The sequence below is a fragment of the Pseudomonas sp. 05L36 genome, from assembly GCF_056398125.1.
The window spans coordinates 87157-113386 of sequence record NZ_JBFTOU010000019.1; the positions used below are offsets into that span (position 1 = coordinate 87157).

General features: G+C 59.6%; 27 protein-coding genes. 2 read left to right on the top strand and 25 right to left on the bottom strand.

Annotation, left to right across the window (positions count from 1 at the left end):
* Nucleotides 1-250 precede the first annotated feature (250 nt).
* The gene (gene leuA, locus AC1DKH_RS19920; RefSeq protein ID WP_477799042.1) at nt 251-1930 is read left to right on the top strand and encodes a 2-isopropylmalate synthase; all 1680 of its coding nucleotides are present in this window, start codon (nt 251-253) and stop codon (nt 1928-1930) included.
* 185 nt (nt 1931-2115) lie between these two features.
* Here leuA and AC1DKH_RS19925 read toward each other — a convergent pair whose 3' ends face one another.
* The 21 genes from AC1DKH_RS19925 to trmJ form a co-directional block, all read right to left on the bottom strand.
* A complete protein-coding gene (locus AC1DKH_RS19925; protein WP_477799043.1) occupies nt 2116-2907 on the bottom strand; it encodes an amidohydrolase in 792 nt (263 codons plus the stop codon).
* Nucleotides 2895-4043 carry a pyridoxal phosphate-dependent aminotransferase gene (locus tag AC1DKH_RS19930; RefSeq protein WP_477799044.1) on the bottom strand — a complete coding sequence of 383 codons (1149 nt, stop codon included), beginning with the start codon at nt 4041-4043 and terminating at the stop codon, nt 2895-2897. The genes AC1DKH_RS19925 and AC1DKH_RS19930 overlap by 13 nt, the downstream gene beginning before the upstream one ends.
* Before the next feature lie 222 nt (nt 4044-4265).
* Nucleotides 4266-5735 (bottom strand): ribosome biogenesis GTPase Der, encoded by a 1470-nt coding sequence (gene der / locus AC1DKH_RS19935; protein WP_218429453.1) that lies wholly within the window; start codon nt 5733-5735, stop codon nt 4266-4268.
* Nucleotides 5736-5971: 236 nt separating this feature from the next.
* The gene (gene bamB / locus AC1DKH_RS19940) at nt 5972-7123 is read right to left on the bottom strand and encodes an outer membrane protein assembly factor BamB (protein ID WP_477754693.1); all 1152 of its coding nucleotides are present in this window, start codon (nt 7121-7123) and stop codon (nt 5972-5974) included.
* Entirely contained in the window at nt 7116-7757 is a 642-nt protein-coding gene (locus tag AC1DKH_RS19945; RefSeq protein WP_477754694.1) for a YfgM family protein, read from the bottom strand. Before AC1DKH_RS19945 ends, bamB begins: the two co-directional genes overlap by 8 nt.
* 41 nt (nt 7758-7798) lie before the next feature.
* Nucleotides 7799-9088 (bottom strand): histidine--tRNA ligase, encoded by a 1290-nt coding sequence (gene hisS, locus AC1DKH_RS19950; protein ID WP_477754695.1) that lies wholly within the window; start codon nt 9086-9088, stop codon nt 7799-7801.
* A gap of 36 nt (nt 9089-9124) precedes the next feature.
* Entirely contained in the window at nt 9125-10234 is a 1110-nt protein-coding gene (gene ispG, locus AC1DKH_RS19955; protein WP_007944259.1) for a flavodoxin-dependent (E)-4-hydroxy-3-methylbut-2-enyl-diphosphate synthase, read from the bottom strand.
* Between the two features lie 3 nt (nt 10235-10237).
* Nucleotides 10238-11245 (bottom strand): RodZ domain-containing protein, encoded by a 1008-nt coding sequence (locus tag AC1DKH_RS19960; RefSeq protein WP_477799045.1) that lies wholly within the window; start codon nt 11243-11245, stop codon nt 10238-10240.
* Nucleotides 11245-12003 (bottom strand): type IV pilus biogenesis/stability protein PilW, encoded by a 759-nt coding sequence (pilW, locus tag AC1DKH_RS19965; RefSeq protein WP_477754697.1) that lies wholly within the window; start codon nt 12001-12003, stop codon nt 11245-11247. The genes AC1DKH_RS19960 and pilW overlap by 1 nt, the downstream gene beginning before the upstream one ends.
* Before the next feature lie 16 nt (nt 12004-12019).
* Nucleotides 12020-13162 (bottom strand): dual-specificity RNA methyltransferase RlmN, encoded by a 1143-nt coding sequence (gene rlmN / locus AC1DKH_RS19970; protein WP_477799046.1) that lies wholly within the window; start codon nt 13160-13162, stop codon nt 12020-12022.
* A 28-nt stretch (nt 13163-13190) separates the two neighbouring features.
* Nucleotides 13191-13616 (bottom strand): nucleoside-diphosphate kinase, encoded by a 426-nt coding sequence (gene ndk, locus AC1DKH_RS19975; protein WP_007903599.1) that lies wholly within the window; start codon nt 13614-13616, stop codon nt 13191-13193.
* 88 nt (nt 13617-13704) lie between these two features.
* Nucleotides 13705-13905, bottom strand: a complete 201-nt coding sequence (gene iscX, locus AC1DKH_RS19980; protein WP_007973999.1) for a Fe-S cluster assembly protein IscX — start codon at nt 13903-13905, stop codon at nt 13705-13707.
* A 14-nt stretch (nt 13906-13919) separates the two neighbouring features.
* Nucleotides 13920-14261, bottom strand: a complete 342-nt coding sequence (gene fdx, locus AC1DKH_RS19985; protein ID WP_477763295.1) for an ISC system 2Fe-2S type ferredoxin — start codon at nt 14259-14261, stop codon at nt 13920-13922.
* A 2-nt stretch (nt 14262-14263) separates the two neighbouring features.
* Nucleotides 14264-16126, bottom strand: a complete 1863-nt coding sequence (gene hscA / locus AC1DKH_RS19990) for a Fe-S protein assembly chaperone HscA (RefSeq protein ID WP_477754700.1) — start codon at nt 16124-16126, stop codon at nt 14264-14266.
* 51 nt (nt 16127-16177) lie between these two features.
* Nucleotides 16178-16699, bottom strand: a complete 522-nt coding sequence (gene hscB / locus AC1DKH_RS19995; protein WP_477799047.1) for a co-chaperone HscB — start codon at nt 16697-16699, stop codon at nt 16178-16180.
* 8 nt (nt 16700-16707) lie between these two features.
* Nucleotides 16708-17031: an iron-sulfur cluster assembly protein IscA gene (gene iscA / locus AC1DKH_RS20000; protein WP_003227904.1), complete on the bottom strand. Its 324-nt coding sequence runs from the start codon at nt 17029-17031 to the stop codon at nt 16708-16710.
* 34 nt (nt 17032-17065) lie between these two features.
* Nucleotides 17066-17452 carry a Fe-S cluster assembly scaffold IscU gene (iscU, locus tag AC1DKH_RS20005; protein WP_007974006.1) on the bottom strand — a complete coding sequence of 129 codons (387 nt, stop codon included), beginning with the start codon at nt 17450-17452 and terminating at the stop codon, nt 17066-17068.
* Between the two features lie 82 nt (nt 17453-17534).
* Nucleotides 17535-18749, bottom strand: a complete 1215-nt coding sequence (locus tag AC1DKH_RS20010; RefSeq protein WP_056721268.1) for an IscS subfamily cysteine desulfurase — start codon at nt 18747-18749, stop codon at nt 17535-17537.
* A gap of 50 nt (nt 18750-18799) precedes the next feature.
* Entirely contained in the window at nt 18800-19291 is a 492-nt protein-coding gene (iscR, locus tag AC1DKH_RS20015) for a Fe-S cluster assembly transcriptional regulator IscR (RefSeq protein ID WP_003227911.1), read from the bottom strand.
* A gap of 304 nt (nt 19292-19595) precedes the next feature.
* Nucleotides 19596-20372, bottom strand: a complete 777-nt coding sequence (gene cysE, locus AC1DKH_RS20020; protein ID WP_477799048.1) for a serine O-acetyltransferase — start codon at nt 20370-20372, stop codon at nt 19596-19598.
* A gap of 2 nt (nt 20373-20374) precedes the next feature.
* Complete coding sequence (gene trmJ, locus AC1DKH_RS20025) at nt 20375-21145, bottom strand: tRNA (cytosine(32)/uridine(32)-2'-O)-methyltransferase TrmJ (protein ID WP_477799049.1); 771 nt, start codon at nt 21143-21145, stop codon at nt 20375-20377.
* Nucleotides 21146-21291: 146 nt separating this feature from the next.
* On the opposite strand from trmJ, the gene suhB reads away from it, so the two are divergent.
* Complete coding sequence (gene suhB / locus AC1DKH_RS20030) at nt 21292-22110, top strand: type III secretion system regulator SuhB (protein WP_477799050.1); 819 nt, start codon at nt 21292-21294, stop codon at nt 22108-22110.
* A gap of 245 nt (nt 22111-22355) precedes the next feature.
* On the opposite strand, the gene AC1DKH_RS20035 is transcribed toward suhB, so the two are convergent.
* The 4 genes from AC1DKH_RS20035 to yajC form a co-directional block, all read right to left on the bottom strand.
* Nucleotides 22356-22904, bottom strand: a complete 549-nt coding sequence (locus AC1DKH_RS20035; RefSeq protein ID WP_150728289.1) for a glycine zipper 2TM domain-containing protein — start codon at nt 22902-22904, stop codon at nt 22356-22358.
* A gap of 120 nt (nt 22905-23024) precedes the next feature.
* Nucleotides 23025-23939, bottom strand: coding sequence for a protein translocase subunit SecF (secF, locus tag AC1DKH_RS20040; protein WP_477755277.1), 915 nt, complete (start codon nt 23937-23939; stop codon nt 23025-23027).
* A gap of 9 nt (nt 23940-23948) precedes the next feature.
* Nucleotides 23949-25817: a protein translocase subunit SecD gene (gene secD / locus AC1DKH_RS20045; RefSeq protein ID WP_477755278.1), complete on the bottom strand. Its 1869-nt coding sequence runs from the start codon at nt 25815-25817 to the stop codon at nt 23949-23951.
* A 64-nt stretch (nt 25818-25881) separates the two neighbouring features.
* On the bottom strand, nt 25882-26217 hold the full coding sequence (gene yajC / locus AC1DKH_RS20050) for a preprotein translocase subunit YajC (protein ID WP_007982729.1): 336 nt from the start codon (nt 26215-26217) through the stop codon (nt 25882-25884).
* Nucleotides 26218-26230: the final 13 nt, after the last annotated feature.

The following is a 26230-nucleotide window of genomic DNA, read 5'->3' on the forward strand; positions in this document are numbered from 1 at the left end:
GCAAAAAAAGACTTTTCGAGTATTCCTCTCAATTTTTTTCGACTGCTTGCCAACCTTCACCCCCGCGGTTAGGGTTGAAGGCATGAAAACCTCTCACACCCTCATTCAGCTCCGCCAGCACCGCAGCCTGTGCCTCGTCAGTGCACGACTGCCGGGCTGAATCGTGGTGCCTCGTCCCAAGCGTTACTCCAAGAACTTTTGATCCACCGGCAGGCCGCCTTTTTTCGGCCCACACAATAAGGATTTCCTGATGAGCATGCTCAAAGACCCGTCTTCGAAATACCGCGCGTTCCCGACCATCGACATTCCGGACCGCACCTGGCCGTCGAAAACCATCACCGCCGCGCCGATCTGGTGCAGCTCCGACCTGCGTGACGGCAACCAGTCGCTGATCGAGCCGATGGACGCCGTCAAAAAGCTGCGCTTCTGGAAAACCCTGGTGCAGGTCGGCGTGAAGGAAATCGAAGCGTCGTTCCCGGCCGCCTCGCAAACCGACTTCGACTTCGTTCGCACCCTGATCGAAGGCAAACACATCCCGGACGACACCACCATCCAGGTGCTGACCCAGGGTCGTGAAGACCTGATCGAACGCACCTTCGAATCCCTGCGCGGCGCGAAGAAAGCTATCGTTCACCTGTACAACGCGACCTCCCCTTCCTTCCGCCGCATTGTCTTCAACCAGGACAAGGACGGGGTCAAGGCCATCGCCGTGAACGCCGCCAAGCTGTTCGTCAAATACGCGGCCATGCAGCCGGACACCGAGTGGACCTTCGAATACTCGCCAGAAACCTTCAGCGCCACCGAAATGGAGTTCGCCAAGGAAGTCTGCGACGCGGTGATCGACGTCTGGAACCCGACGCCCGAGCACAAGATGATCCTCAACCTGCCGGCCACGGTGGAATGCGCGACGCCGAACATCTATGCCGACCAGATCGAATGGTTCGGCCGTCACATCAACCGTCGTGACAGCGTGATCATCAGCCTGCACACCCACAACGACCGTGGTACTGGCGTTGCCGCCACCGAACTGGGCCTGATGGCTGGCGCCGACCGTGTCGAAGGCTGCCTGTTCGGCAACGGCGAGCGTACCGGTAACGTCGACCTCGTGACCGTGGCCCTGAACCTCTACACCCAGGGTGTGAACCCTGAGCTGGACTTCTCCGACATCGACGGCGTGCGTAAAGTCGTCGAAGAGTGCAACCAGATCCAGGTGCACCCGCGTCACCCGTACGTCGGCGACCTGGTGCATACCGCGTTCTCCGGCTCGCACCAGGACGCGATCCGCAAGGGCTTCGCCCAGCAGAAACCGGACGCACTGTGGGAAGTGCCATACCTGCCAATCGACCCGGCCGACATCGGCCGCAGCTACGAGGCGGTCATCCGCGTCAACAGCCAGTCGGGCAAGGGTGGTATCGCCTACCTCCTGGAACAGGAATACGGCATCAGCCTGCCGCGTCGCATGCAGATCGAGTTCAGCCAGGTCGTGCAGCGTGAAACCGACCGCCTGGGTCTGGAAATGACCGCCCAGCAAATCCACGCATTGCTGCACAGCGAGTACTTGCAGGCCAACACCCCGTACGCGCTGGTCAGCCATCGCCTGCAGGAAGAAAACGGTCACAGCGCCGTTGAAGTGGAAGTGGCCAGCCAAGGCCAGGGCGAGACCAACCTGCACTGGCGCGGCAAGGGCAACGGCGCCCTGGAAGCGCTGGTGGCCGGCTTGCCGGTACCGGTGGAAATCATGGACTACAACGAGCACGCCATCGGCGCGGGCACCAATGCCAAGGCCGCGGCCTACATTGAACTGCGTGTGAACGGTGAACGTGCGGTGCATGGCGTCGGCATCGACGAAAACATCACCACCGCCAGCTTCAAGGCCCTGTTCAGTGCGCTGAACCGTTCGCTGAGCCAGCCGGAAGCGAAAGCTGCCTAAGCGTCGCTGAAATGCAAAAGGCCTCAAGGTGCGAACCTTGGGGCCTTTTTATTTGTCTGCCTGTTTTTGTGTTGATTGTCCCGGCCCCATCGCGAGCAAGCTCGCTCCCACATTTGATCGGTGTGAACGCGGTCACTGTGGGAGCGAGCTTGCTCGCGATGAGGCCCTGTCAGACAGTAAAGATCTCAGGTGAACTCGAAGGTATCGGCATCCAGATTCGCCGGAAACCGCGTGCGATACGCCGCCAGCTCCACCGCATCCAAAGTCACCTTGAACACCCCATCAGCCTCCCCCGCACTGAACAACGTCTCACCCTGAAAATCCAGCACCTGGCTGTCACCGGTGTACGCGAAGCCTTTGCCATCCGTGCCAATGCGGTTCACTGCTGCCACATAGCACAGGTTCTCGATCGCCCGCGCCGGCAGCAGGCGGTTCCAGTGCTGGCGCCGTGCTCCTGGCCAGTTGGCGGTGTACAGCAGCAGATCAGTGTCCTGGGCGTCACGACTCCACACCGGGAAACGCAAGTCGTAGCAAATCAGCGGTCGCACGCGCCAGCCCTTGAGCTCGAACTGCACCTGGCGCTCGCCGGGGGTGTAGTGGTTGTGCTCGCCGGCCATGCGGAACAGATGACGCTTGTCGTAATGCAGCACCTCACCGTCCGGTCGCGCCCACAGCAGGCGATTGCGATGGCTGCCATCGGCTGCCTGAACGATCACGCTGCCGGTAATCACCGCATCAAGTTTCGCCGCCTGAGCCCGCAGCCATTTGCTGGTCGGACCATTTTCCGCTTCAGCGAGGGTTTCGGACTCCATTGAAAAACCGGTGGTGAACATCTCCGGCAGGATGATCAGGTCAGCGCCACGAGCCTGCTCCAGCAATGGCTCGAAATGCTCCAGATTGGCCTGACGGTCGTGCCAGGCCAGGGACGTCTGGATCAGCGCCACGTTCAGATTGGGCAATGCACTCAGATCACGCATAGTTTTTCCGCTGCTTCCCGCAGCGTCTCCTCACGCTTGGCAAAGCACAGCCGCACCAGGCGCTGGCCGACCGGTGGCGCCTGGTAGAACACCGAGATCGGGATACTGGCCACGCCATGCTCGCGCGTCATCCACAGGGCCATCTCGACGTCATTGAGGTCCGGGCGGATCTGCGAGTAATCGACCAACTGGAAATAGGTGCCGGTCACCCGGGTGAAACTGAAACGCGACGGCGCCAGCAGATCACAGAACAAATCGCGCTTGGCCTGATAAAAACCCGGCAGCTCTTCGACGTGTTCCGGGTGTTCGGCCATGAAGTCGGCCAAGGCATATTGCAGCGGCGTCACACCACAAAAATTCACGTACTGGTGCACCTTACGCAATTCCGCCGTCAGGGCCGGTGGTGCGACCACATAGCCGGTTTTCCAGCCTGTGACGTGGTAGGTCTTGCCGAACGAACTGACCACGAATGCGCGCTGATACAGCTCCTCATGGGCCAGCACGCTGACGTGGGGCACACCGTCGAACACCAGGTGCTCGTAGACTTCGTCGCTGATCACATAAATGTCGCGATCGCGGATCAAGGCTGCCAACTGGTCGAGTTCGGCACGGCTGACCAACGCACCACTCGGGTTGTGCGGGGTGTTGAGAATGATCATCCGCGTGCGCGGGCTCAGTGCCTGGGCAAGCTTCTCGAAGTCGATACTGAAGTCGTTCAGGCCCAGTTGCACATGCACGCAACGACCGCCGGCCAGCTCTACCGAAGGCTCGTAGCTGTCGTAGGCCGGGTCAAACACAATGACTTCGTCACCGCTGTGGATAACCGCCTGAATGGCACAGAAAATCGCCTCGGTCGCGCCGGGGGTGACCGTCACTTCAGTATCCACATCCACCTGCGCGCCATAACTGCGGGCGATCTTCGCCGCGATCTGCTGACGCAACACCGGCAGCCCGGTCATTGGCGAATATTGGTTATGGCCGCAGGCGATATGCCGGCCGACCGCATCGCACAGGGCCTGCGGGGCCGCGAAATCGGGAAAACCCTGGGACAGATTGAGCGCGCCGGTCTGTGCCGCGAGCTGAGACATCTGAGTGAAGATAGTGATGCCGACATTCGGCAGCTTGCTGGTGATCATCGGTGGTTCCCTGCTCTACACCCGGCTCTACGGCGGCGCGGGGAGTCCGAGGATAGCCCAAACGGCGCCCATAAAAAAAGGGCGCTCTGGTGAGCCCCCTCTTTAAATCCGGTCCTGTAGGAGCTGCCGCAGGCTGCGATCTTTTGATCTTGTCTTTAAAGCAAAATCAAAAGATCGCAGCCTGCGGCAGCTCGTACAAAAGCACGTCCCAGAACGCTCGAATCAGCGCTTGTCGCGGCGCTTCTTGTCGGCTTTCTTGTGGTGCGACATCAAACGACGCTTCTTGTTGACCTGACGGTCGGTGAGCGTGTTCTTGTTGCCTTCGTACGGGTTCTCGCCACCCTTGAACTCGATGCGGATCGGCGTACCGACCAGCTTCAGGACACGACGGTAAGTGTTTTCCAGGTAACGAACGTAAGACTTCGGCACCTTCTCGATCTGATTGCCGTGAATCACGATGATCGGCGGGTTCGCACCACCCAAGTGGGCGTAACGCAGCTTGATCCGGCGGTTGTTGACCATCGGAGGGGCGTGCTCACCGACCGCATCTTCCAGGATCTGGGTCAGGCGGTTGGTCGGCCAGCGGGTTACTGCGGATTTGAACGAGTTCTGTACCGAGGCGTAGAGGTTGCCCACGCCGGTGCCGTGCAGTGCCGAGATAAAGTGAATATCGGCAAACTCGACGAAGAACAGGCGACGCTGCAACTCGATCTTGACGAAGTCGCGCTCGCTCGGCGTCATGCCGTCCCACTTGTTGATCGCGATGACCAATGCACGACCGGCCTCGAGGGCAAAGCCCAGCAGGTTGAGGTCGTGGTCCACCACGCCTTCGCGGGCGTCCATCACGAAGATCACCACGTTGGCGTCTTTGATCGCTTGCAGGGTTTTGACCACGGAGAACTTTTCGACCTCTTCGTGGATCTTGCCGCGCTTGCGCACACCGGCGGTGTCGATCAGCGTGTACTTCTCGTCGTTACGCTCGAACGGGATGTAGATACTGTCACGGGTGGTGCCGGGTTGGTCGTAGACGATTACCCGGTCTTCCCCGAGCATGCGGTTGACCAGGGTCGACTTGCCGACGTTCGGACGGCCGATGATCGCGATCTTGATCCCGTCTTTTTCGCTTGGGCCAGGAATGCGCTTGGCTTCCTCGCCTTCGGCGACGTCTTCTTCCTCGCCTTCTTCCGGCTCTTCTTCGTCTTTCGGGAATTCGCTCAGGGCGATTTCCAGCATCTGAGTAATGCCGCGACCATGAGCGCCAGCGATCGGGATCGCGTGTCCCATGCCCAACGGAGCGAATTCGGCGCGGGCCATTTCAGGGTCGATGTTGTCGACCTTGTTGGCAACCACGTAGGAACGCTTGTTACGTTTGCGCAAATGCTCGGCGATCATCTGGTCGGCGGCGGTAAAACCGGCCTTGGCATCTACCAGGAACAGCACGACATCCGCTTCTTCAATGGCCAGCAGCGATTGCTCGGCCATTTTTTCGTCCATACCGTGCTCGTCACCGGAGATACCACCGGTGTCGACCAGAATGTAGGAACGCCCTTGCCACTTGGCCTCACCGTACTGGCGATCACGGGTCAGACCGGACAAGTCGCCGACGATGGCATCACGAGTCCTGGTCAGGCGGTTGAACAAGGTGGACTTGCCGACGTTTGGTCGGCCCACCAAGGCGATTACGGGAACCATGCGGCTCTCCACTTCGTTATTTCAGAAAATACAAAAGCCGCTGCGAGGCAGCGGCTGGTGCTCGGGGCAACACTGTGCGCTTGTCTGTGGGAGCGAGCCTGCTCGCGAAAAACGCCAAGGCACCGCGTTTATTCAGGACGCAAACGTAATCGTTGACGTCCATCGCGAGCAGGCTCGCTCCCACATTCATACCCACAAGTGAAGCAGCCTGGGGCTGTTAACCCCAAGCATAGTTCTTACTTGATGGTCAGGGCTTCCAGTTTGCCGCTGTTGCCATATACATAAATCGTGTCACCCATCACCAGCGGACGGGCACGCAGGCCGTCGCTGTCGATGCGCTCGCGGCCGACGAAACGACCGTCCACCTGACTCAGCAGGTGCAGGTAACCTTCCAGGTCACCGACTGCAACGTAGCTGGAGAACACTTCCGGGGCCGACAGTTGACGACGGGCCAGCGAATCGTTGCTCCACAAGGCTGTGGTGGAACGCTCGTCGACGCCTTCAACGGTGCCCGAAGACAGGCTCACATAAACGGTACCGAAACCCTGGGCGACACCGGCGTAGCTGGAAGCATCACGCTGCCAGAGCTGACGGCCGCTTTGCAGGTCCAGAGCGGCAACGCGCCCCTGATAGCTGGCGACATACAGCGTCTCGCCCGACAGCAGCAAGCCACCGTCGATATCGACCACACGCTCCAGCTCCGAACGACCTTGCGGGATCGCTACGCGCTGTTCCCACACCGGTACGCCGTTGGTGATATCCACGGCAACCACTTTACCGGTCGACAGGCCAGCCACCGCGAGGCGGTTGGTCACGATCGGCGCACTGGTGCCACGCAGGGTCAGTACCGCAGGGGTGCTGTCATAGATCCAGCGACGGTTACCGGTGGAGGCATCCAGGCCGATCAGGCGATCGTCCTGGGTCTGAACCACCACAACGTCACCGTTGTTGGCTGGCGGTGCCAGTACTTCGCTGGACACGCGAGCGCGCCACTTCTCTTCACCGTTGATGGCGTCCAGGGCAACGATTTCACCCTTGAGCGTACCGATGGTGACCAGACCGTAACCTACGCCAACGGCGCCGGAGACAGGCAGCTCGAGATCTTTCTTCCATTTGACGTCGCCGGTGTTGCGGTCCATCGCCATCAACACGCCAGTGACGTCGGCGGCATAGATGGTATCGCCATCGATGGCCGGAACCAGCATGTTGTAGGTTTCGCCCTGACCGTCACCGATCGAACGACTCCACTGCTTGTGCAGAACCACTTCTTCCTTGAAGTCGACCAGTTCGGCCGGAGGCAGTTCTTTTTTGCTGTTGCTGCTGCAACCCGCGGCCAACAAGGCCAGAGCCAGCAATGCTGCATGTTTCCAACGAATCACGTCACGCATCCCCTTTGGCCAGGTCGTCCAGCTTGATTTGCAGGCCACCGACCGCCGCTTCATCCGACAGAGCCGCCTTGGCTTTTTGATACGCCGCGCTCGCCTCATCGGTACGCCCCAACTGCACCAGCAGGTCGCCCTTGAGCTCTTCGCGAGTGGCCAGGAATGCCTTGTCGGCATCGCCGTCGAGCAACTTCAGTGCTTCGTCGGGCTTGTTCTGCGCACCGAGCACCTGGGCCAGACGCTGACGGGCGATTTCGCCCAGCGCCGGGTTGGCCGGCTTGGCGACGATGGCTTTGAGCTCGCTGGCCGCGTCGTCCAGCTTGCCGCTGTCGACCGCAACCTTGGCCACGAACAGGCTGCCGTACTGCGCGTAGGCGCTGCCGCCGAACTCGCTGTTGAGCTTGCCGGCCAGGTCCGAAACACGGGCCGCATCAGGCTTGCCATCAGGCGTCAACGTGGTTTCGAGCAATTGCTGATAGAGAATCGAGGCGCCTTGCGACTGATTGCTCTGATACTTGTGGAACGCCTGCCAGCCGAACACGATGACCAGCGCCAACAGGCCGCCAGTGACCAGGGGCTTACCGTTGCGTGACCACCATTCCTTCAATTCCGCCACATGTTCGTCTTCGGTACTCGACACCCCAATACTCCTTAATCGCTAATTCGGCTGTTTAGACAGCTTCAACCCTGCACGACGCAGGTGGCCAGGTGTGCTGCAAGCGCATCCCAGGCAATGCTTTGTTGTTCGCCCTGGCCACGCAGGGGCTTGAAACCTACCACTTGCTGGGCCATTTCGTCGTCACCGAGGATCAGCGCATACAGCGCACCGCTCTTGTCGGCCTTCTTGAACTGGCTTTTGAAACTGCCGGCGCCGGCATTCACTTGCAGGCGCAGGTTGGGCAACTGGTCACGAACGCGCTCCGCCAGGATCAGCCCGGCGAGCTCGGCGGCTTCACCGAAGGCGCAGAGGTAGACGTCGACCTGACGGGAGATCTCTTGCGGGATCTGCTCCAGGGTTTCCAGCAACAGCACCAGGCGTTCGATGCCCATGGCAAAGCCAACGCCGGCGGTCGGCTTGCCGCCCATCTGCTCCACCAGACCGTCGTAACGGCCACCGGCACACACGGTGCCCTGGGCGCCGAGCTTGTCGGTGACCCACTCGAAAACGGTCTTGCTGTAGTAATCCAGCCCGCGAACCAGCTTCGGGTTGATCACGTAAGGAATGCCGGCGGCGTCCAGGCGAGCCTTGAGGCCCTCGAAATGCACGCGGGATTCTTCGTCGAGGTAGTCGGCCATTTTCGGTGCATCGACCAATACCGCCTGGGTGTCGGCATTCTTGGTATCAAGAACCCGCAGCGGGTTGGTCTTCAGGCGGCGCTGGCTGTCTTCGTCCAGCTTGTCCAGATGCCGGGACAGGAACTCGACCAGTGCTTCGCGATAACGACCACGGGATTCGCTGGTGCCCAGGCTGTTGAGCTCGAGCTTGACCGCATCGCGGATGCCCAGTTCGCCCCACAGGCGCCAGGTCAGCACGATCAGCTCGGCGTCGATGTCCGGACCGTCGAGGTTGAACACTTCGACACCGATCTGGTGGAACTGGCGATAACGGCCTTTCTGCGGACGCTCGTGGCGGAACATCGGGCCGATGTACCAGAGTTTCTGCACCTGGCCGCCACCGGTGATGCCGTGCTCCAGCACTGCGCGCACACAGGCCGCCGTGCCTTCAGGGCGCAGGGTCAGGGAGTCGCCGTTGCGGTCGTCGAAGGTGTACATCTCTTTTTCGACGATGTCGGTCACTTCACCGATGGAACGCTTGAACAGTTCGGTGAACTCGACGATCGGCATGCGGATCTGCTTGTAACCGTAGTTATCCAGCAGGCGCGAAACGGTGCCTTCGAAATGACGCCACAGGGGGGTCTGCTCGGGCAGGATGTCGTTCATGCCACGAATGGCTTGCAGAGACTTGCTCACTTTAAATCCTTAAATTCGTTCGGCGCGTCGTCGGGATCAGCCGCGCGCGATAACGGCAGCGTCAGCTTCGACCTTTTCGGCCGCTTTCTGGCGGATCAAGCGTTCAAGCTCATCCACCAGATTGTCATTCGTCAGTTTCTGCGACGGCTTGCCGTCGATGTAAATCAGGTTCGGCGTACCGCCGGTCAAGCCGATATGGGCTTCCTTGGCTTCGCCCGGGCCGTTGACCACGCAACCGATGACCGCGACATCCAGCGGCACCAGCAAATCTTCGAGGCGCCCTTCCAACTCGTTCATGGTCTTGACCACATCGAAATTCTGCCGCGAGCAGCTCGGGCAGGCGATGAAGTTGATGCCACGGGAACGCAGGTGCAGGGACTTGAGAATGTCGTAGCCGACTTTCACTTCCTCGACCGGGTCGGCCGCCAGCGAGATGCGGATAGTATCGCCAATCCCTTCGGCGAGCAGCATACCGAGGCCCACGGCAGATTTCACCGTGCCGGAACGCAAACCACCGGCTTCAGTGATGCCCAGGTGCAGCGGCTGGACGATTTCCTTGGCCAGCAGGCGGTAGGCTTCGACGGCCATGAACACGTCGGACGCTTTCACGCTGACCTTGAAATCCTGGAAGTTCAGGCGTTCAAGGTGCTCGACGTGACGCAAGGCAGACTCGACCAGCGCAGCCGGGGTCGGCTCGCCGTATTTCTTTTGCAGGTCTTTTTCCAGGGAGCCGGCGTTCACACCGATACGGATCGGGATCCCGCGGTCACGGGCGGCATCCACCACCGCACGCACGCGGTCTTCGCGACCGATGTTGCCCGGGTTGATCCGCAGGCAATCGACACCCAGTTCGGCTACGCGCAAAGCGATCCGGTAATCGAAGTGAATGTCGGCAACCAGGGGCACCTTGACCAGCTGCTTGATCTTGCCGAAGGCTTCGGCGGCGTCCATGTCCGGTACGGAGATCCGCACGATATCGACGCCGGCCGCTTCCAGGCGATTGATTTGCGCGACGGTGGCCGCGACATCGTTGGTGTCGCTGTTGGTCATGCTCTGCACAGCGATAGGTGCATCGCCGCCAACAGGCACGTTACCGACCCAGATCTTGCGGGATTCGCGACGTTTGATTGGAGATTCGCCGTGCATGACTTATTGACCCAACTTCAGGCGAGCAGTCTCGCCACTGGTGAACGGAGCGACATCAACCGGCTGGCCGTTGTAGCTGACCTGAGCGCCGCGGGCAAAGCCCAGACGCACGGTAAACGGTGGTTTACCATTGACTGCCAGGCTGGCGCCTTTGCGCTTGAGACCGCTGAACAGTACCTTGCCACTACCGTCGGTCACTTGTGTCCAGCAATCGGCGGTGAACTGCACCTGAACCTGGCCTTGACCGGCCACTGGCGCGGTTACCGCTGGAGCAGGAGCGCTCGGGGCTGCCGGAGCAGTCGCGACCGGGGCAGCAGGCGCTGCCGGGGCGGGAGTTGCCGGAGTCACTGGTGCTGCGACAACTGGCGCTGAATTGTGAGCAGGCGCGGCTGGAGTGGCCGGCACCGCCGGTGCAGTCGCCTGAGCTTCTGCCGGAGTGTTGGCCTGTGGCAGTGCGAGGACGGTTCCCCCTTCGGTCTGACCTTCCACGACAGCCTGGTCTTCCGGCTCGTCCAGCGGATGAATCTGCGTAGTACCGTCGGCGCCTTCGACTTCAACGTGTTCCGGAACCAGCCCGATCAGGTCCTTGGTACGCATCGAGGTCTGATCCTGCCACCAGACGAAACCGCCACCGATCACCGCGATCAGCAACAGCAGGCTGACGATTCGCAGGATGGTGTGGGAGACCCGGACCGGTTCTTCGATACGACCCAGACTGTGAACACTGCTGCCCTGGGAGTCGGTACCGGTGGATTGATCGAATTGCTGGACCAGTACGGCCTGGTCCATGCCGAGCAATTTGGCATAGGCGCGAATGTAACCACGGGCAAAAGTATGCCCGGGCAGCTTGTCGAAAGCGCCGGCTTCCAGATTGCTCAAGGAAGTGGGGGTGAGGTTGAGCTTGAGGGCCACTTCGGCCAGCGACCAGCCATTGCTTTCGCGGGCCTGGCGCAAAGTCTCACCGGGGTTTACGCGATTCGCTGCTACAACTTCGGGATGCGCCGCTTTCATCATTGCTCCGACAGGTATTGCTGATATTCCGGTGTACCGGGATAGAGTCTTTTTAGTTGCAGGCCGGCACTTGCGGCCTTGTCGCGGTCGTCAAACACTTTTGCCAGCCGAACGCCGAGCAATAGACTACGTGCATTTTGTTCAGTGAGCTGGCTAAAACGGTCGTAATAGTCACGCGCGGGCACATAATGCCTGTCTTCGTAAGACAACTCAGCCATTTCCAGCAATGCACGAGGTTGTTGGCGGTTCAGACGCAGGGCTTTTTCCAGTTGCTGCTGGGCCAAATCGCGCTGACCGAGCATCGCAGCGGTCATGCCCAGGTTCTCGAACACCCGCGAACGCTCAGGATACAGGGTATCGGCTGCGGCTTGTTCAAAGCGCTCGTAGGCTTCCTTGTAACGCTTCTGCTCGAACAGAAAACTGCCGTAATTATTGAGGATTCGCGCATCGGCGGGACGGGAAGACAGCGCCTTGCGGAAATGCTCATCGGCAAGTTCCGGTTCCATCTCGGCCTGGAACACCAGCCCCAGCGCCGCGTTGGCATCAGGGTCGGAGCCATCCAGTTCCAGCGCTTTTTTCAACGGGACCTTGGCGCGCTCGGTCATCCCCTGCTGCAAATACCCGATACCCAGCTGAACGTACGCCTCACGCGCTTCATCGCGGCCCTTGCTGGTCTTCATCGGGCTGTAGTCGCCCGAAAGCACGCAGCCAGCACACAGGCTGGCCAACAGCAAAAGCAGCGCAAAGCGCAGGGACATAGAGTTCCTCTCTTGGTTATTTCGCGGTGTCTTGCGCTACATCGTTGTCGGCGTTGAGTTCACGCACGGCGATATAACGTTCGCTGCGACGGGTGCGATCCAGCACCTGCCCTACCAATTGACCACAGGCGGCGTCGATGTCCTCACCACGGGTGGTGCGGACGGTGACATTGAAACCTGCATGGTGAAGCTGATCCTGAAAACGACGAATCGCATTATTGCTCGGACGCTCGTAACCGGAATGCGGGAACGGGTTGAACGGGATCAGGTTGATCTTGCACGGGATGTTCTTGAGCAGCTCGATCATTTCCACCGCGTGCTCGACCTTGTCATTGATATCTTTGAGCAAGGTGTACTCGATGGTCAGCACGCGCTTTTCGCCGAGATTCGACATGTAGCGCTGGCACGACTCGAGCAGCATCTTAAGCGGATACTTCTTGTTGATCGGCACCAATTGGTTACGCAATGCGTCATTCGGTGCGTGCAGGGACAACGCCAGGGAGACGTCGATGTGCTTGGAGAGCTCATCGATCATCGGCACCACGCCGGAGGTCGACAGGGTCACACGGCGCTTGGAAATGCCGTAGCCCAGGTCGTCCATCATCAGATGCATGGCCGCGACGACGTTGTCGAAGTTCAGCAGCGGCTCACCCATGCCCATCATCACCACGTTGGTGATTGCACGGTCGACGGTTGCCGGGACGCTGCCAAAGGATTTGTTGGCAATCCACACCTGACCGATGACTTCGGCGGCGGTGAGGTTGCTGTTGAAGCCTTGCTTGCCGGTGGAGCAGAAACTGCAATCCAGGGCACAGCCTGCCTGGGACGAAACGCACAAGGTGCCGCGCTTGCCCTGGGGAATGTACACGGTCTCGACGCAGCTGCCGGACGCCACGCGCACCACCCATTTACGGGTGCCGTCGGTGGAAATGTCCTCGCTGACCACTTCAGGACCGCGAACTTCAGCAATCACCTTGAGCTTGTCGCGCAAGGCCTTGCTGACGTTCGTCATGGCGTCGAAATCATCGACGCCAAGGTGGTGAATCCATTTCATTACCTGACCGGCACGGAAACGCTTCTCCCCGATTGAGTCGAAGAATTTTTCCATTTCCTGTTGAGTCAGACCCAGCAGGTTGGTTTTTACAGTCGATGTAGTCATGGATTCACCTTCACTCTTAAGCCAATGCTTAGCGAGTGGTTACTTCAGTAGCTGCGAAGAAGTACGAGATTTCGCGAGCGGCAGCGGCTTCGGAGTCCGAACCGTGCACAGCGTTGGCGTCGATGGAATCAGCGAAGTCAGCGCGGATGGTACCGGCAGCAGCTTCTTTAGGGTTGGTAGCGCCCATCAGCTCACGGTTCAGAGCGATAGCGTTTTCGCCTTCCAGAACCTGAACGACAACCGGACCGGAGATCATGAAAGCAACCAGGTCGTTGAAGAAACCACGAGCGCTGTGCTCAGCGTAGAAGCCTTCAGCTTCAGCTTTGGACAGTTGCTTCAGTTTCGAAGCTACAACGCGCAGGCCAGCTTTTTCGAAACGAGTGGTGATCTCGCCGATAACGTTTTTTGCAACAGCGTCAGGCTTGATGATGGAGAAAGTACGTTGAACAGCCATGGTGTAACTCCAGAAACGGTAATTTACGAAAAATTAAACCCGCGAATTATACGCGGGTTCTTGGGTATTGCCTAACCTGCAGCGTGGCTCAGTCGCGTTCTTCGATCCAGTGGGCCTGAATGGCCTCCAGAATCTTTTCGCCACAATGCTCAGGCATGTCGTCGAAATCGGGCAACTCCATCACCCATTTACGCAGATCGACGAAGTTGACCGACATAGGGTCCACGTCGGGCTTGCTTTCAGCCAGCTGGATCGCGATCTCCAGCACATCAGTCCACTTGAGTTTCATGACAATTCCTTGAATCAGTGCGCTGCTTCGGCTGCGTGGTTGAGCGAGTACTTCGGAATTTCGACGGTCAGGTCTTCGGTACCGACCTTGGCCTGGCACCCCAAACGCGACTCACGCTCAAGACCCCAAGCCTTATCAAGGTAGTCTTCTTCCAGCTCGTCGGCCTCTTCCAGCGAATCGAAACCCTCGCGGATGATGCAGTGGCAAGTGGTGCAGGCGCAGACACCGCCACAGGCACTTTCCATCTCGATATGGTGCTCATGGGCCAGCTCGAGGATGGACGTACCGGTCTCAGCCTCTACAACCATGCCTTCAGGGCAGAACTTCTCGTGTGGCAGAAAAATGACCTGCGGCATCGTTATTCCTCAATCTCATTCAGGTTGCGCCCCGCCAGCGCGGCTTTCACCGTCGAGTCCAGGCGGCGGGCAGCAAAGGCGTCGGTCACTTGCGACAGACGCTTGGTCTGCTGCTCGATGGCATAACCATCGGTACCTTTCATCAGTTCGGTCAGTTCCTGCACCTGCATGTCGATGACCAGGCGCTCTTCGGCGTCGAGCAAGCGCTCGCCATCCGCCTCCAGAGCAGCCTGCACCGCCTCGATCAGGCGCTGGGCGTCGACCTGCTGCTCGCGCAATACGCGGGCAACCTTGTCGTCATTGGCGTGCTGGAACGAATCCTTGAGCATTTTGGCGATTTCGCCGTCGGTCAGACCGTAGGACGGCTTGACCTGGATGCTGGCCTCGACGCCCGAACCCAGTTCGCGGGCGGAAACACTGAGCAGACCGTCGGCATCGACCTGGAAGGTCACGCGAATCTTCGCCGCGCCAGCCACCATCGCCGGAATCCCGCGCAACTCGAAGCGTGCCAGGGAGCGGCAGTCGCTGATCAGCTCACGCTCGCCCTGCAATACGTGGATGGCCATGGCCGACTGGCCGTCTTTATAAGTGGTGAAGTCCTGGGCGCGGGCGACGGGGATGGTGGTGTTGCGCGGAATCACCTTCTCCATCAGGCCGCCCATGGTTTCCAGCCCCAGGGACAACGGAATCACGTCGAGCAGCAGCAATTCGCTGCCATCACGCTTGTTACCGGCCAACGTATCGGCCTGGATCGCAGCGCCAATCGCTACCACTTGATCCGGATCGATTTCTGTCAGCGGCTCACGGCCGAAGGCTTCGGCGACGGCGTCACGAACGCGAGGAACGCGAGTCGAACCACCCACCATGACCACGGCATGCACGTCTTCCAGCTCGATACCGGAATCACGAACAGCGCGGCGGCAGGCCTTCAGGCTGCGGGCAACCATCGGCTCGATCAGCGCATTGAAGGCTTCGCGAGTGAGTTCAGCCTTCCAGTCGCCATAAGCGACTTCGACGCTCGCAGAGTTGGTCAGCGCTTCTTTTGCCGCACAAGCAGTCTGCAGCAGGTTGCGTTGCACGCCCGGGTCGAGATCGGCGGACAGGCCAGCGCTCTCGATGATCCAGCCAGCGATCGCGTGGTCAAAGTCGTCGCCGCCCAGGGCGCTGTCGCCGCCGGTAGCCAGGACTTCGAAGACACCGCCGGTCAGGCGCAGAATCGAAATATCGAAGGTGCCGCCGCCCAGGTCATAAATCGCGACCAGGCCTTCGGCGTGCTGGTCCAGACCGTAAGCCACGGCTGCCGCGGTCGGCTCATTGAGCAAGCGCAGCACGTTCAGACCGGCCAGCTTGGCCGCATCCTTGGTGGCTTGACGCTGAGCGTCGTCGAAATAGGCCGGAACGGTGATCACCGCGCCCACCAGTTCGCCGCCCAAGGTCGCTTCGGCGCGTTGACGCAGGACCTTGAGGATATCGGCGGAGACTTCGACCGGGCTTTTCGGGCCCTGGATCGTGTCGATGAACGGCATGTGCGACTCGCCGCCGACAAAGCGGTACGGCAACTGATCGCCCAACTGCTTGACGTCGGACAGACCACGACCCATCAAGCGCTTGACCGACAGCACGGTGTTCAACGGATCGGTGGCGGCGGCCAGCTTGGCGGATTCGCCAACCTCGACGCGATCGGCGTGGTAGCGCACGGCAGACGGCAGGATGACCCGCCCTTCTGCGTCGGCAAGCGGCTCGGAAAGACCACTGCGCAATGCAGCGACCAGCGAATTGGTAGTGCCCAAGTCGATCCCCACAGCCAGACGACGCTGGTGCGGTTGAGGACTTTGGCCGGGTTCGGCGATCTGCAGTAGGGCCATCGTTATCAGGACTTATCTGTATATCAGGCGTGCGACCGGAGCGGCACTGGGTTAATCGTCGAGGCGCTCTTCTAACTGGCGCACTTCGTGGGTGAGCTTGTCGAGAAACTGCATGCGCCGCATCAGGCGCTCGGCCTGTTCACGTTGCGCTGCATCATTCCAGCAAGCCGCGAAGCTTTGGTTCAGTACATCCTGAGCGGTTTTCAAGCGACGCTTGAACGCTGCAACACCGGCCAAATCGGCACTGTCTTGCAGGTCTTCGAGCTCTTCACGCAACTCCATCTGCTGCAGAAGAAACTCCGGATCATGCACCGTGACCTCCAGCGGCAGCTCGCCACCATTCAAGGCGAGCAGGTAACGCGCGCGCTTGGGTGGACTCTTGAGCGTCTGGTAGGCCTCGTTGAGGCTCGCGGATTGCTCCAGCGCCAACCGCTGCTCGCGCTCGGAAGCGTCAGCAAAGCGGTCCGGATGAACGCCGCGCGCCAACTCTCGGTAGCGCGTAGCCAGCTGATCGAGGTCCAGATTGAAACTCGGTTGCAGCTCGAATAAAGCGAAATGACAAGGAGTACCCACGACAAGCCTCAGATGTTGAAGCTTTCGCCGCAGCCACATTCACCGCGCACGTTGGGGTTGTTGAACTTGAAGCCTTCGTTCAACCCTTCCTTGACGAAATCGAGCTCGGTGCCGTCCAGGTAGGCCAGGCTTTTCGGGTCGATGATCACTTTTTCGCCATGACTTTCGAACACCTGGTCCTCTGCAACCACCTCGTCGACAAACTCCAGCACGTAGGCAAGGCCGGAACAGCCTGTGGTGCGAACACCCAGACGAATCCCTTCACCTTTGCCGCGCCCGTCGAGGGAGCGCCGCACGTGTCGAGCAGCCGCTTCTGTCATGCTGATAGCCATCGGTGACTCCTTACTCGTCGCCAAAACTCGAAAATCAGATCAAGCCTTTCTTCTGCTTGTAATCGCGAACAGCCGCCTTGATGGCGTCTTCAGCGAGTACCGAGCAGTGGATTTTCACTGGCGGCAGGGCCAGTTCTTCAGCCAGCTGGGTGTTCTTGATGGTTTCCGCTTCGTCCAGGGTCTTGCCCTTCATCCACTCGGTGGCGAGGGAGCTGGAAGCGATTGCCGAACCGCAACCGTAGGTCTTGAACTTGGCATCTTCGATGATGCCGGCGTCGTTGACCTTGATCTGCAGGCGCATCACGTCGCCGCACGCCGGAGCGCCGACCATGCCGGTGCCGACATCAGGGTCTTCCGCGTCCATCTTGCCGACGTTGCGCGGGTTTTCGTAGTGGTCGATGACCTTTTCGCTGTAAGCCATGATTCTTAATCCTCACTCATCAGAGAGTCGCTCTTGAAGCCCTGAAACCTGAGTTTACAGGGCTGATTGCGGCGACTTGAAATCAGTGTGCCGCCCACTCGATTTTCGAAATGTCGACACCGTCTTTGTACATGTCCCACAGCGGCGACAGAGCGCGCAGCTTGGTAACGGCCTCGCAGACTTTCTGCGCGGCGTAGTCGATTTCTTCTTCGGTTGTGAAACGGCCGAAGGTGAAGCGGATCGAGCTGTGTGCCAGTTCGTCGTTGCGGCCCAGGGCGCGCAGTACGTACGAAGGCTCAAGGGACGCCGAGGTGCAGGCCGAACCGGACGAAACCGCCAGATCCTTGAGCGCCATGATCAGCGACTCGCCTTCAACGTAGTTGAAGCTCAGGTTCAGGTTGTGCGGAACGCGGGCGGTCAGGCTGCCGTTGACGTACAGCTCTTCCAGGTGCTCGACCTGCTTGTAGAAGCGGTCGCTCAATGCCTTGATGCGTGCGTTCTCGGCAGCCATGTCTTCCTTGGCTACGCGGAAAGCTTCACCCATGCCGACGATCTGGTGGGTCGCCAGGGTGCCGGAACGCATGCCGCGTTCGTGGCCGCCACCGTGCATGGTCGCCTCGATACGTACGCGCGGCTTGCGGCTTACGTACAGGGCGCCGATACCTTTAGGACCGTAGGTCTTGTGGGCGGAGAACGACATCATGTCGACTTTCAGCTTCGAAAGGTCGATCTCGACCTTGCCAGTGGACTGAGCGGCGTCGACGTGGAACAGGATGCCCTTGGAACGGAGCAGTTCGCCGATCGCTGCGATGTCGTTGATGGTGCCGATTTCGTTGTTCACGTGCATGACCGAAACCAGGATGGTGTCGTCGCGCAGTTCGGCTTCGATCATCTCCGGGGTCACCAGGCCATCGGTGCGAGGCTCGATGTAGGTCACTTCGAAGCCTTCACGCTCCAGTTGGCGCATGGTGTCCAGGACAGCCTTGTGCTCAATCTTGGTGGTGATCAGGTGCTTGCCCTTGGTGGCATAGAAATGCGCCGCACCCTTGATTGCCAGGTTGTCGGATTCGGTGGCCCCGGAGGTCCAGACGATTTCACGCGGATCGGCGTTGACCAGGTCAGCGACCTGACGACGAGCGTTTTCGACGGACTCTTCGGCTTTCCAGCCAAACACGTGGGAACGGGACGCCGGGTTACCGAAGTTTCCGTCGACCAGCAGGCATTCACTCATCTTTTGCGCGACACGCGGATCAACCGGGGTAGTCGCAGAGTAATCAAGGTAAATCGGCAATTTCATGGACTATCTCCTAAATCAGGCTGGCTGGCGTGCCGCTAGCTCTCTGGCAGTCATTCGACGGCGGACGCTTCAATCTTGTCCAGGCGTGGCGCCTTGCTGTTGCAACGGCGTTGGTCCTGGCGCTGGGCTACTTCTTGCACCTCACGGCGAGTCACAAGGTCAGCCAAGCTGATACCGCTCAGAAATTCGTGAATCTGCAGGCTCAGATCGCACCACAAGTGGTGAGTCAGGCAAGTGTCGCCGGAATGGCAATCACCCTGCCCCTGGCATTTGGTTGCATCGACCGATTCGTTCACCGCATCGATCACCTGGGCGACCTGGATGCCCTGCATGTCGCGGGACAATTGGTAGCCACCGCCCGGACCGCGCACGCTGGACACCAGATTGCTGCGGCGCAATTTGGCGAAAAGCTGTTCGAGGTAGGACAGGGAGATGCCTTGGCGCTCGGAGATATCGGCCAGGGACACGGGCCCGTGCTGCGCGTGCAATGCCAGATCGAGCATGGCGGTCACGGCGTATCGGCCTTTTGTAGTCAGTCGCATGGACAATTACCACGGAGTTCGGAATGAGGCGAGTATGCAATTCCCGAGTATTTAAGTCAACTATAAGACCTAGTACTTTAGTCAGGTTTACCCGCAAAAGAGCGGCGGAATCATAGCAGGGTCTGCGGTTTAATGGCACACCGCTTAGCGCAGTGCCATTGCCTGAACACGACACGCAACGGAACTGCTGCTGCACGCGATATCCGGATGCAAATGTAGGAGCTGCCGCAGGCTGCGATCTTTTGATCTTTGCCGTTAAAAGCAAGATCAAAAGATCGCAGCCTGCGGCAGCTCCTACAGGACATCAGCCGGCTTTACTTTCGTCTTTGTCCTTCACACAGGCAAAGTCTTCTTCGCGCAGCTCAGGCAGATCTTTCGCACAGTAATTGCTGCCCAGGTCCTTCAGCGCCCCGCACATCCCCTCCAGGCGTCCATCGACCGCCTGCAAGTGATCGAGCAGCTGACCAATGGCACGCGCCACCGGGTCGGGCATGTCTTCGCTGAGGCCGTAGGCATCAAAACCGATCTTCTCGGCCATGGCCTTGCGCTTGGCGTCCTGCTCGACATCGGACTTGACGATGATCCGCCCCGGAATACCCACCACAGTGGCACCCGGCGGCACTTCCTTGGTCACTACAGCATTGGAACCCACCTTGGCCCCGGCACCGACAGTGAACGGGCCGAGCACCTTCGCGCCCGCCCCGACAACTACGCCATCACCCAAGGTCGGGTGACGCTTACCCTTGTTCCAGCTGGTGCCGCCCAGGGTTACGCCCTGGTAAATAGTGACGTCATCGCCGATCTCGGCGGTTTCACCGATAACGATGCCCATGCCATGGTCAATGAAGAAGCGACGCCCCACCCTGGCCCCCGGATGGATCTCGATCCCGGTCAACCAGCGACCGAAGTTCGACACCAGCCGCGCCAGCCATTTCAGGTCCGCGCGCCACAGCATCGCCGACAAACGGTGAATCCAGATGGCGTGCATGCCGGGGTAGCAGGTCAGGACTTCAAAAGCGTTACGCGCCGCCGGGTCTCGGTGGAATACGCTCTGGATATCTTCACGCAAACGCTCGAACATCATTAATCCTTCCGCTTAAGGAGCTCGCCACGGGCCGCTTTCTGGGTTTCCGTGAGGATGCCACGCAAAATATTCATTTCCGCCCGGCTGACCGAGCTGCGTCCGTACAACCGGCGCAGGCGCGCCATCAAGTGCCGTGGCTTTTCCGGATCGAGGAATTCGATGGCCACCAGGGTCTGCTCCAGGTGCTCATAGAATCGTTCCAGCTCATCCATGGTCGCCAGCTCAGCGCTTTTGACCGAAGCCACTTCTTCCTTCTCGACCTTGCTCGGCTGACCTTGCGCGGCCAGCCAGGACATGCGCACTTCATAACCCAACACCTGCACCGCCGCCCCAAGGTTCAGCGAGCTGAACTCAGGATCTGATGGAATGTGCACGTGATAATGACATCGCTGCAGCTCTTCGTTGGTCAGGCCGGAGTCTTCACGACCGAACACCAGGGCAATTTCAGCACCCTGCCCGGCCTCCTCGATCACCTTCGTTCCGCATTCGCGGGGGTCGAGCAACGGCCAGGGAATACGCCGGTCGCGGGCACTGGTACCCAGCACCAGGTTGCAGCCGACCAAGGCATCTTCCAAGGTGGCGACGACTTGCGCGTTTTCAAGGATATCCCCGGCACCGGAGGCACGGGCATCGGCCTCGTGGTGCGGAAACACACGAGGCTCGACCAGCACCAGCCGCGACAGCCCCATGTTCTTCATGGCACGCGCAGCCCCGCCGATATTGCCCGGATGGCTGGTATTGACCAGGACGACACGAATGTTTTGCAGCAAGGGAGGCGCTCTCGAACACGATAATCGGGAGCGGAATCTTACAGCGCTGGCTACCGTTAAGCCATGAAAGCGAACGTCGTCCTTCTCCTGTAGAAACTTTCTGATAGAATGCCCGGCTTTCTTTAACAACCTTAGGTGACACATCCATGCAGCCCATGCTGAATATCGCGCTGCGCGCCGCCCGCAGCGCCAGTGAATTGATCTTCCGCTCCATCGAGCGCCTGGATACCATCAAGGTCGACGAAAAAGACGCCAAGGATTACGTATCCGAGGTGGATCGCGCCGCCGAACAGAAAATCATCGACGCCCTGCGCAAGGCCTACCCGAATCACTCGATCAAGGGTGAAGAAACCGGCATGCACGCCGGCACCGGCATCGAAGGCGAAGAGTACCTGTGGATCATCGATCCGCTGGACGGCACCACCAACTTCCTGCGCGGCATTCCTCATTTCGCTGTCAGCATCGCCTGCAAATACCGCGGTCGTCTTGAGCACGCTGTTGTTCTGGACCCGGTTCGCCAGGAAGAATTCACCGCCAGCCGTGGTCGCGGCGCTCAACTGAACGGTCGTCGCCTGCGCGTCAGCGGTCGCACCAGCCTGGACGGCGCCCTGCTGGGTACCGGCTTCCCGTTCCGTGACGACCAGATGGACAACCTCGACAACTACCTGGGCATGTTCCGCGCCCTGGTTGGCCAGACCGCCGGCATCCGCCGCGCAGGTTCGGCGAGCCTGGACCTGGCCTACGTGGCCGCCGGCCGTTTCGACGCCTTCTGGGAGTCGGGCCTGTCCGAGTGGGACATGGCTGCGGGCGCCCTGCTGATCCAGGAAGCTGGTGGACTGGTGAGCGACTTCACCGGCGGTCACGACTTCCTTGAGAAAGGCCACGTCGTTGCCGGCAACACCAAATGCTTCAAGGCAGTGTTGACGGCGATCCAGCCGCACCTGCCAGCCTCGCTGAAGCGCTAAGCTTCCAGCGACTGAAAAGCACCCTTCGGGGTGCTTTTTTTATGCCCGCAATTCGATCCGAAATACTGCAGGAGCGAGCTTGCTCGCGATGGGCGTCAACGATAACGCGGGCATTCTGGATGAACGCGGTGCCTTTGGGTTCTTCGCGAGCAAGCTCGCTCCTACAGGGACTGGTGGCGATGCAGGAATCGCAGGCACAAAAAAGCACCCCGCAGGGTGCTTCTTTTTTATCCAGCGTCAGCAGATCACTGAGCCGCCTGATTCTCCGACAAGATCAGCTTGCCTTCCTTATCCACCGGAATCTGGTTGCCTGGATCACGATCCATGCGCACCTTGCCTTCCTTGCCGTCCAGCGAATACCGCACGTCGTAACCTACAACCTTGTCACTGATGTCGTTAACTGTGTTACAGCGGGTCTGGGTCGTGGTGTAGGTATCACGCTCTTGCATGCCTTCCTGCACCTTGTTACCGGCATAACCACCACCGACAGCACCTGCGACCGTGGCGATCTTCTTACCGGTGCCGCCACCAATCTGGTTACCCAGCAAACCACCTGCCAATGCACCGACCACCGTACCGGCGATCTGATGTTGATCTTTCACCGGCGCCTGCCGGGTGACCGCTACATCCTTGCACACTTCACGTGGAGTCTTGATTTGTGTCTTGACCGGCTCAACGGCGAGTACTTGTGCGTACTCCGGGCCGCTTTTAACCAGGCTGTAGGTGGCCACAGCACCCCCGGCAGTTACACCGACAGCACCCAGTACAGCACCAACCAGCATCGACTTGTTCACATGAACCTCCTGGACCATCACATGCGGAACTTGTCCGCGCTTCTCCCAGCCTTGGAGCACAAAAAAAGGCGCGAGTTCAACTCGCGCCTTTTTTGGACTACACCACCCTAGGAAATTTCCTCAAGGACGGTCGTCGACTTCCTTCTCGGTATTAGCCGGAGGAATCAGGTCTTCAGTGCTCAGGTTAAGCCAGATCAGCACCACGTTCGCGATGTAGATCGACGAGTAAGTACCCGCCAGAACACCGATGAACAGGGCAATGGAGAAACCGAACAGGTTGTCGCCACCGAAGAACAGCAGGGCCGCGATCGCCAGCAAGGTAGAGATCGAAGTCGCCATGGTCCGCAGCAGGGTTTGCGTGGTCGAGATGTTGATGTTCTCGATCAGGCTGGCCTTGCGCAGTACACGGAAGTTCTCACGAACCCGGTCGAATACCACGATGGTGTCGTTGAGCGAGTAACCGATGATCGCCAGTACCGCCGCCAGCACCGTCAGGTCGAAGGTGATCTGGAAGAACGACAGGATACCGACGGTCACGATCACGTCGTGGATCAAGGACACGATCGCACCGACCGCAAACTTCCACTGAAAGCGGAACGCCAGGTAGATCAGGATACCGCCCAGCGCCATCAGCATGCCGAGGCCGCCCTGGTCGCGCAGCTCTTCACCCACCTGCGGGCCGACGAACTCGACACGCTTGACCGTCGCCGGGTTCTCGCCACCCACCTTCTGCAAGGCTTCGGCGACCTGGTGACCCAGTTGCGGGTCTTCACCAGGCATGCGCACCAGCAAATCGGTGGTCGCACCGAAGTTCTGCACGATGGCTTCGTGATAACCCGCGGTCACCAGCTGCTCACGCACCTTGGTGACATCGGCCGGACGCTCGTAGGTCAGCTCGATGAGCGTACCGCCGGTGAAATCCAGCCCCCAGTTCATGCCCTTGTGGAAGACACTGAACATTGCCAGTGCGGTAAGGAACAATGTGACGCCGAACGCAAAGTTGCGAACGCCCATGAAGTTGATTGTACGTAACATGGCAGCCCCTTAAATCCACAACTTCTTGAAGTCACGACCGCCGAAGATCAGGTTGACCATCGCGCGGGTCACCATGATGGCCGTGAACATCGAGGTAAAGATCCCGAGGGACATGGTCACTGCGAAGCCCTTGACCGGGCCGGTGCCCATGGCAAAGAGGATGCCGCCGACCAGCAAGGTGGTCAGGTTGGCGTCGAGAATCGCGGTGAATGCCCGGCCGAAGCCTTCGTTGATTGCGCGCTGCACGGTCATGCCGGCGGCGATCTCTTCACGAATCCGCGAGAAGATCAGCACGTTGGCGTCGACCGCCATACCCATGGTCAACACGATACCGGCGATACCCGGCAGGGTCAGCGTTGCACCCAGCAGCGACATCAGGGCCAGCAGCATCACCATGTTCACCGCCAGAGCGACGGTGGCGATCAGGCCGAAGAAGCGGTAGATGGCCATGATGAACAGCGAGACGAACAGCATGCCCCACAGCGATGCATCGATACCCTTGGTGATGTTGTCGGCACCCAGGCTTGGGCCGATGGTACGTTCTTCAGCGAAGTACATCGGTGCAGCCAGACCACCGGCACGCAGCAGCAGCGCCAGTTCGGACGACTCACCCTGGCCATTCAGGCCAGTGATGCGGAACTGAGCACCCAGCGGCGACTGGATGGTCGCCAGGCTGATGATCTTCTTCTCTTCCTTGAAGGTCTGAACCGGCACGTCTTTCTCGACGCCGTTGACCATCTGCTTGGTGTAGGTGGTGATCGGACGCTGCTCGATGAAGATCACCGCCATGCTGCGACCGACGTTCGAACGGGTCGCACGGCTCATCAGCTCGCCGCCGTGACCATCCAGACGAATGTTCACTTCCGGTGTGCCATGCTCGCCGAAGCCAGCCTTGGCGTCAGTCACCTGGTCACCGGTGATGATCAGGCCACGCTCGATCAACGCAGGAGGACGCTTGCCTTCACGGAACTCGAATTCCTCGGAAGTGGCTTTCGAAGCACCCGGCTCAGCAGCCAGACGGAACTCGAGGTTGGCCGTCTTGCCGAGGATACGCTTGGCTTCGGCAGTGTCCTGCACGCCCGGCAGCTCAACCACGATGCGGTTGGCGCCCTGACGCTGAACGATCGGTTCGGCAACACCCAGCTCGTTGACGCGGTTACGTACCGTGGTCAAGTTCTGCTTGATGGAGTATTCGCGGATTTCCGCCAGCTTGGCCGGGGTCATCGCCAGACGCAGCACCGCCTGACCATTGAGGTCGGCCGGAACAATGTCGAAATCGTTGAAGTTCTTGCGGATGATCGAACGGGCCTGCTCGCGGCTGTCTTCATCAGCGAAGCCCAGCTGGATAGCACCGCCCAGTTGCGGCAGGCTGCGATAGCGCAGCTTCTCTTTACGCAGCAGGCTCTTGACGTCGCCTTCGTAGACTTTCAGGCGCGCGTCGAGGGCTTTCTCCATGTCCACTTCCAGCAGGAAGTGCACACCACCGGACAAGTCCAGACCCAGCTTCATCGGGTGCGCAGCGAGGTTGCGCAGCCATTGCGGGGTGGTTTGTGCCAGGTTCAGTGCAACGACGTAGTCATCACCCAATGCCTTGCGCACGACGTCCTTGGCTGGCAGCTGGTCTTCAGCCTTGGTCAGGCGAATCAGGCCGCCCTTGCCGTTGGCAGCCAGGGTGGCAGCCTTGACGTTGATCCCGGATTCCTTGAGCGCAGCGCTCACACGGTCCAGATCAGCCTGATTGACTTGCAGTGCAGTGCTTGCACCGCTGACCTGAATGGCCGGGTCATCAGGATAAAGATTGGGAGCGGAATAAATCAGACCGACCGCCAGCACCGCCAGGATCAGAATGTATTTCCACAGAGGATATTTGTTCAGCATCACGCCGCCCGTTTATGACGCGGGGCGCCTTGCGCGCCCCGTCGATTGAATATGAAGTTGAAACTTAGATCGCTTTGAGCGTGCCTTTTGGCAGCGTGGCGGCAATGGCGCCTTTCTGGAACTTCATTTCGACAGTGTCGGAAACTTCCAGAACGACGAAATCGTCGGCCACTTTAGTGATCTTGCCAGCGATACCGCCGGTGGTCACAACTTCGTCGCCCTTTTGCAGGCTGCTCAGCAGGTTTTTCTGCTCTTTGGCGCGCTTGGCCTGTGGACGCCAGATCATCAGGTAGAAGATGACCAGGAAACCGACCAGGAAAATCCACTCGAAACCGCCACCCATTGGGCCCGCAGCAGGTGCAGCGGCGTCAGCCATGGCATTAGAGATAAAAAAGCTCATTTAGCACTCCAGT

Excerpts from the sequence above, each read along its gene's own strand:
- leuA (WP_477799042.1), top strand. The coding sequence starts at position 251 with ATGAGCATGCTCAAAGACCCGTCTTCGAAATACCGCGCGTTCCCGACC.
- AC1DKH_RS19925 (WP_477799043.1), bottom strand. The coding sequence starts at position 2,907 with ATGCGTGATCTGAGTGCATTGCCCAATCTGAACGTGGCGCTGATCCAG.
- AC1DKH_RS19930 (WP_477799044.1), bottom strand. The coding sequence starts at position 4,043 with ATGATCACCAGCAAGCTGCCGAATGTCGGCATCACTATCTTCACTCAG.
- der (WP_218429453.1), bottom strand. The coding sequence starts at position 5,735 with ATGGTTCCCGTAATCGCCTTGGTGGGCCGACCAAACGTCGGCAAGTCC.
- bamB (WP_477754693.1), bottom strand. The coding sequence starts at position 7,123 with ATGCGTGACGTGATTCGTTGGAAACATGCAGCATTGCTGGCTCTGGCC.
- ispG (WP_007944259.1), bottom strand. The coding sequence starts at position 10,234 with ATGCACGGCGAATCTCCAATCAAACGTCGCGAATCCCGCAAGATCTGG.
- AC1DKH_RS19960 (WP_477799045.1), bottom strand. The coding sequence starts at position 11,245 with ATGAAAGCGGCGCATCCCGAAGTTGTAGCAGCGAATCGCGTAAACCCC.
- pilW (WP_477754697.1), bottom strand. The coding sequence starts at position 12,003 with ATGTCCCTGCGCTTTGCGCTGCTTTTGCTGTTGGCCAGCCTGTGTGCT.
- rlmN (WP_477799046.1), bottom strand. The coding sequence starts at position 13,162 with ATGACTACATCGACTGTAAAAACCAACCTGCTGGGTCTGACTCAACAG.
- ndk (WP_007903599.1), bottom strand. The coding sequence starts at position 13,616 with ATGGCTGTTCAACGTACTTTCTCCATCATCAAGCCTGACGCTGTTGCA.
- iscX (WP_007973999.1), bottom strand. The coding sequence starts at position 13,905 with ATGAAACTCAAGTGGACTGATGTGCTGGAGATCGCGATCCAGCTGGCT.
- fdx (WP_477763295.1), bottom strand. The coding sequence starts at position 14,261 with ATGCCGCAGGTCATTTTTCTGCCACACGAGAAGTTCTGCCCTGAAGGC.
- hscA (WP_477754700.1), bottom strand. The coding sequence starts at position 16,126 with ATGGCCCTACTGCAGATCGCCGAACCCGGCCAAAGTCCTCAACCGCAC.
- iscA (WP_003227904.1), bottom strand. The coding sequence starts at position 17,031 with ATGGCTATCAGCATGACAGAAGCGGCTGCTCGACACGTGCGGCGCTCC.
- iscU (WP_007974006.1), bottom strand. The coding sequence starts at position 17,452 with ATGGCTTACAGCGAAAAGGTCATCGACCACTACGAAAACCCGCGCAAC.
- AC1DKH_RS20010 (WP_056721268.1), bottom strand. The coding sequence starts at position 18,749 with ATGAAATTGCCGATTTACCTTGATTACTCTGCGACTACCCCGGTTGAT.
- iscR (WP_003227911.1), bottom strand. The coding sequence starts at position 19,291 with ATGCGACTGACTACAAAAGGCCGATACGCCGTGACCGCCATGCTCGAT.
- cysE (WP_477799048.1), bottom strand. The coding sequence starts at position 20,372 with ATGTTCGAGCGTTTGCGTGAAGATATCCAGAGCGTATTCCACCGAGAC.
- suhB (WP_477799050.1), top strand. The coding sequence starts at position 21,292 with ATGCAGCCCATGCTGAATATCGCGCTGCGCGCCGCCCGCAGCGCCAGT.
- secF (WP_477755277.1), bottom strand. The coding sequence starts at position 23,939 with ATGTTACGTACAATCAACTTCATGGGCGTTCGCAACTTTGCGTTCGGC.
- secD (WP_477755278.1), bottom strand. The coding sequence starts at position 25,817 with ATGCTGAACAAATATCCTCTGTGGAAATACATTCTGATCCTGGCGGTG.
- yajC (WP_007982729.1), bottom strand. The coding sequence starts at position 26,217 with ATGAGCTTTTTTATCTCTAATGCCATGGCTGACGCCGCTGCACCTGCT.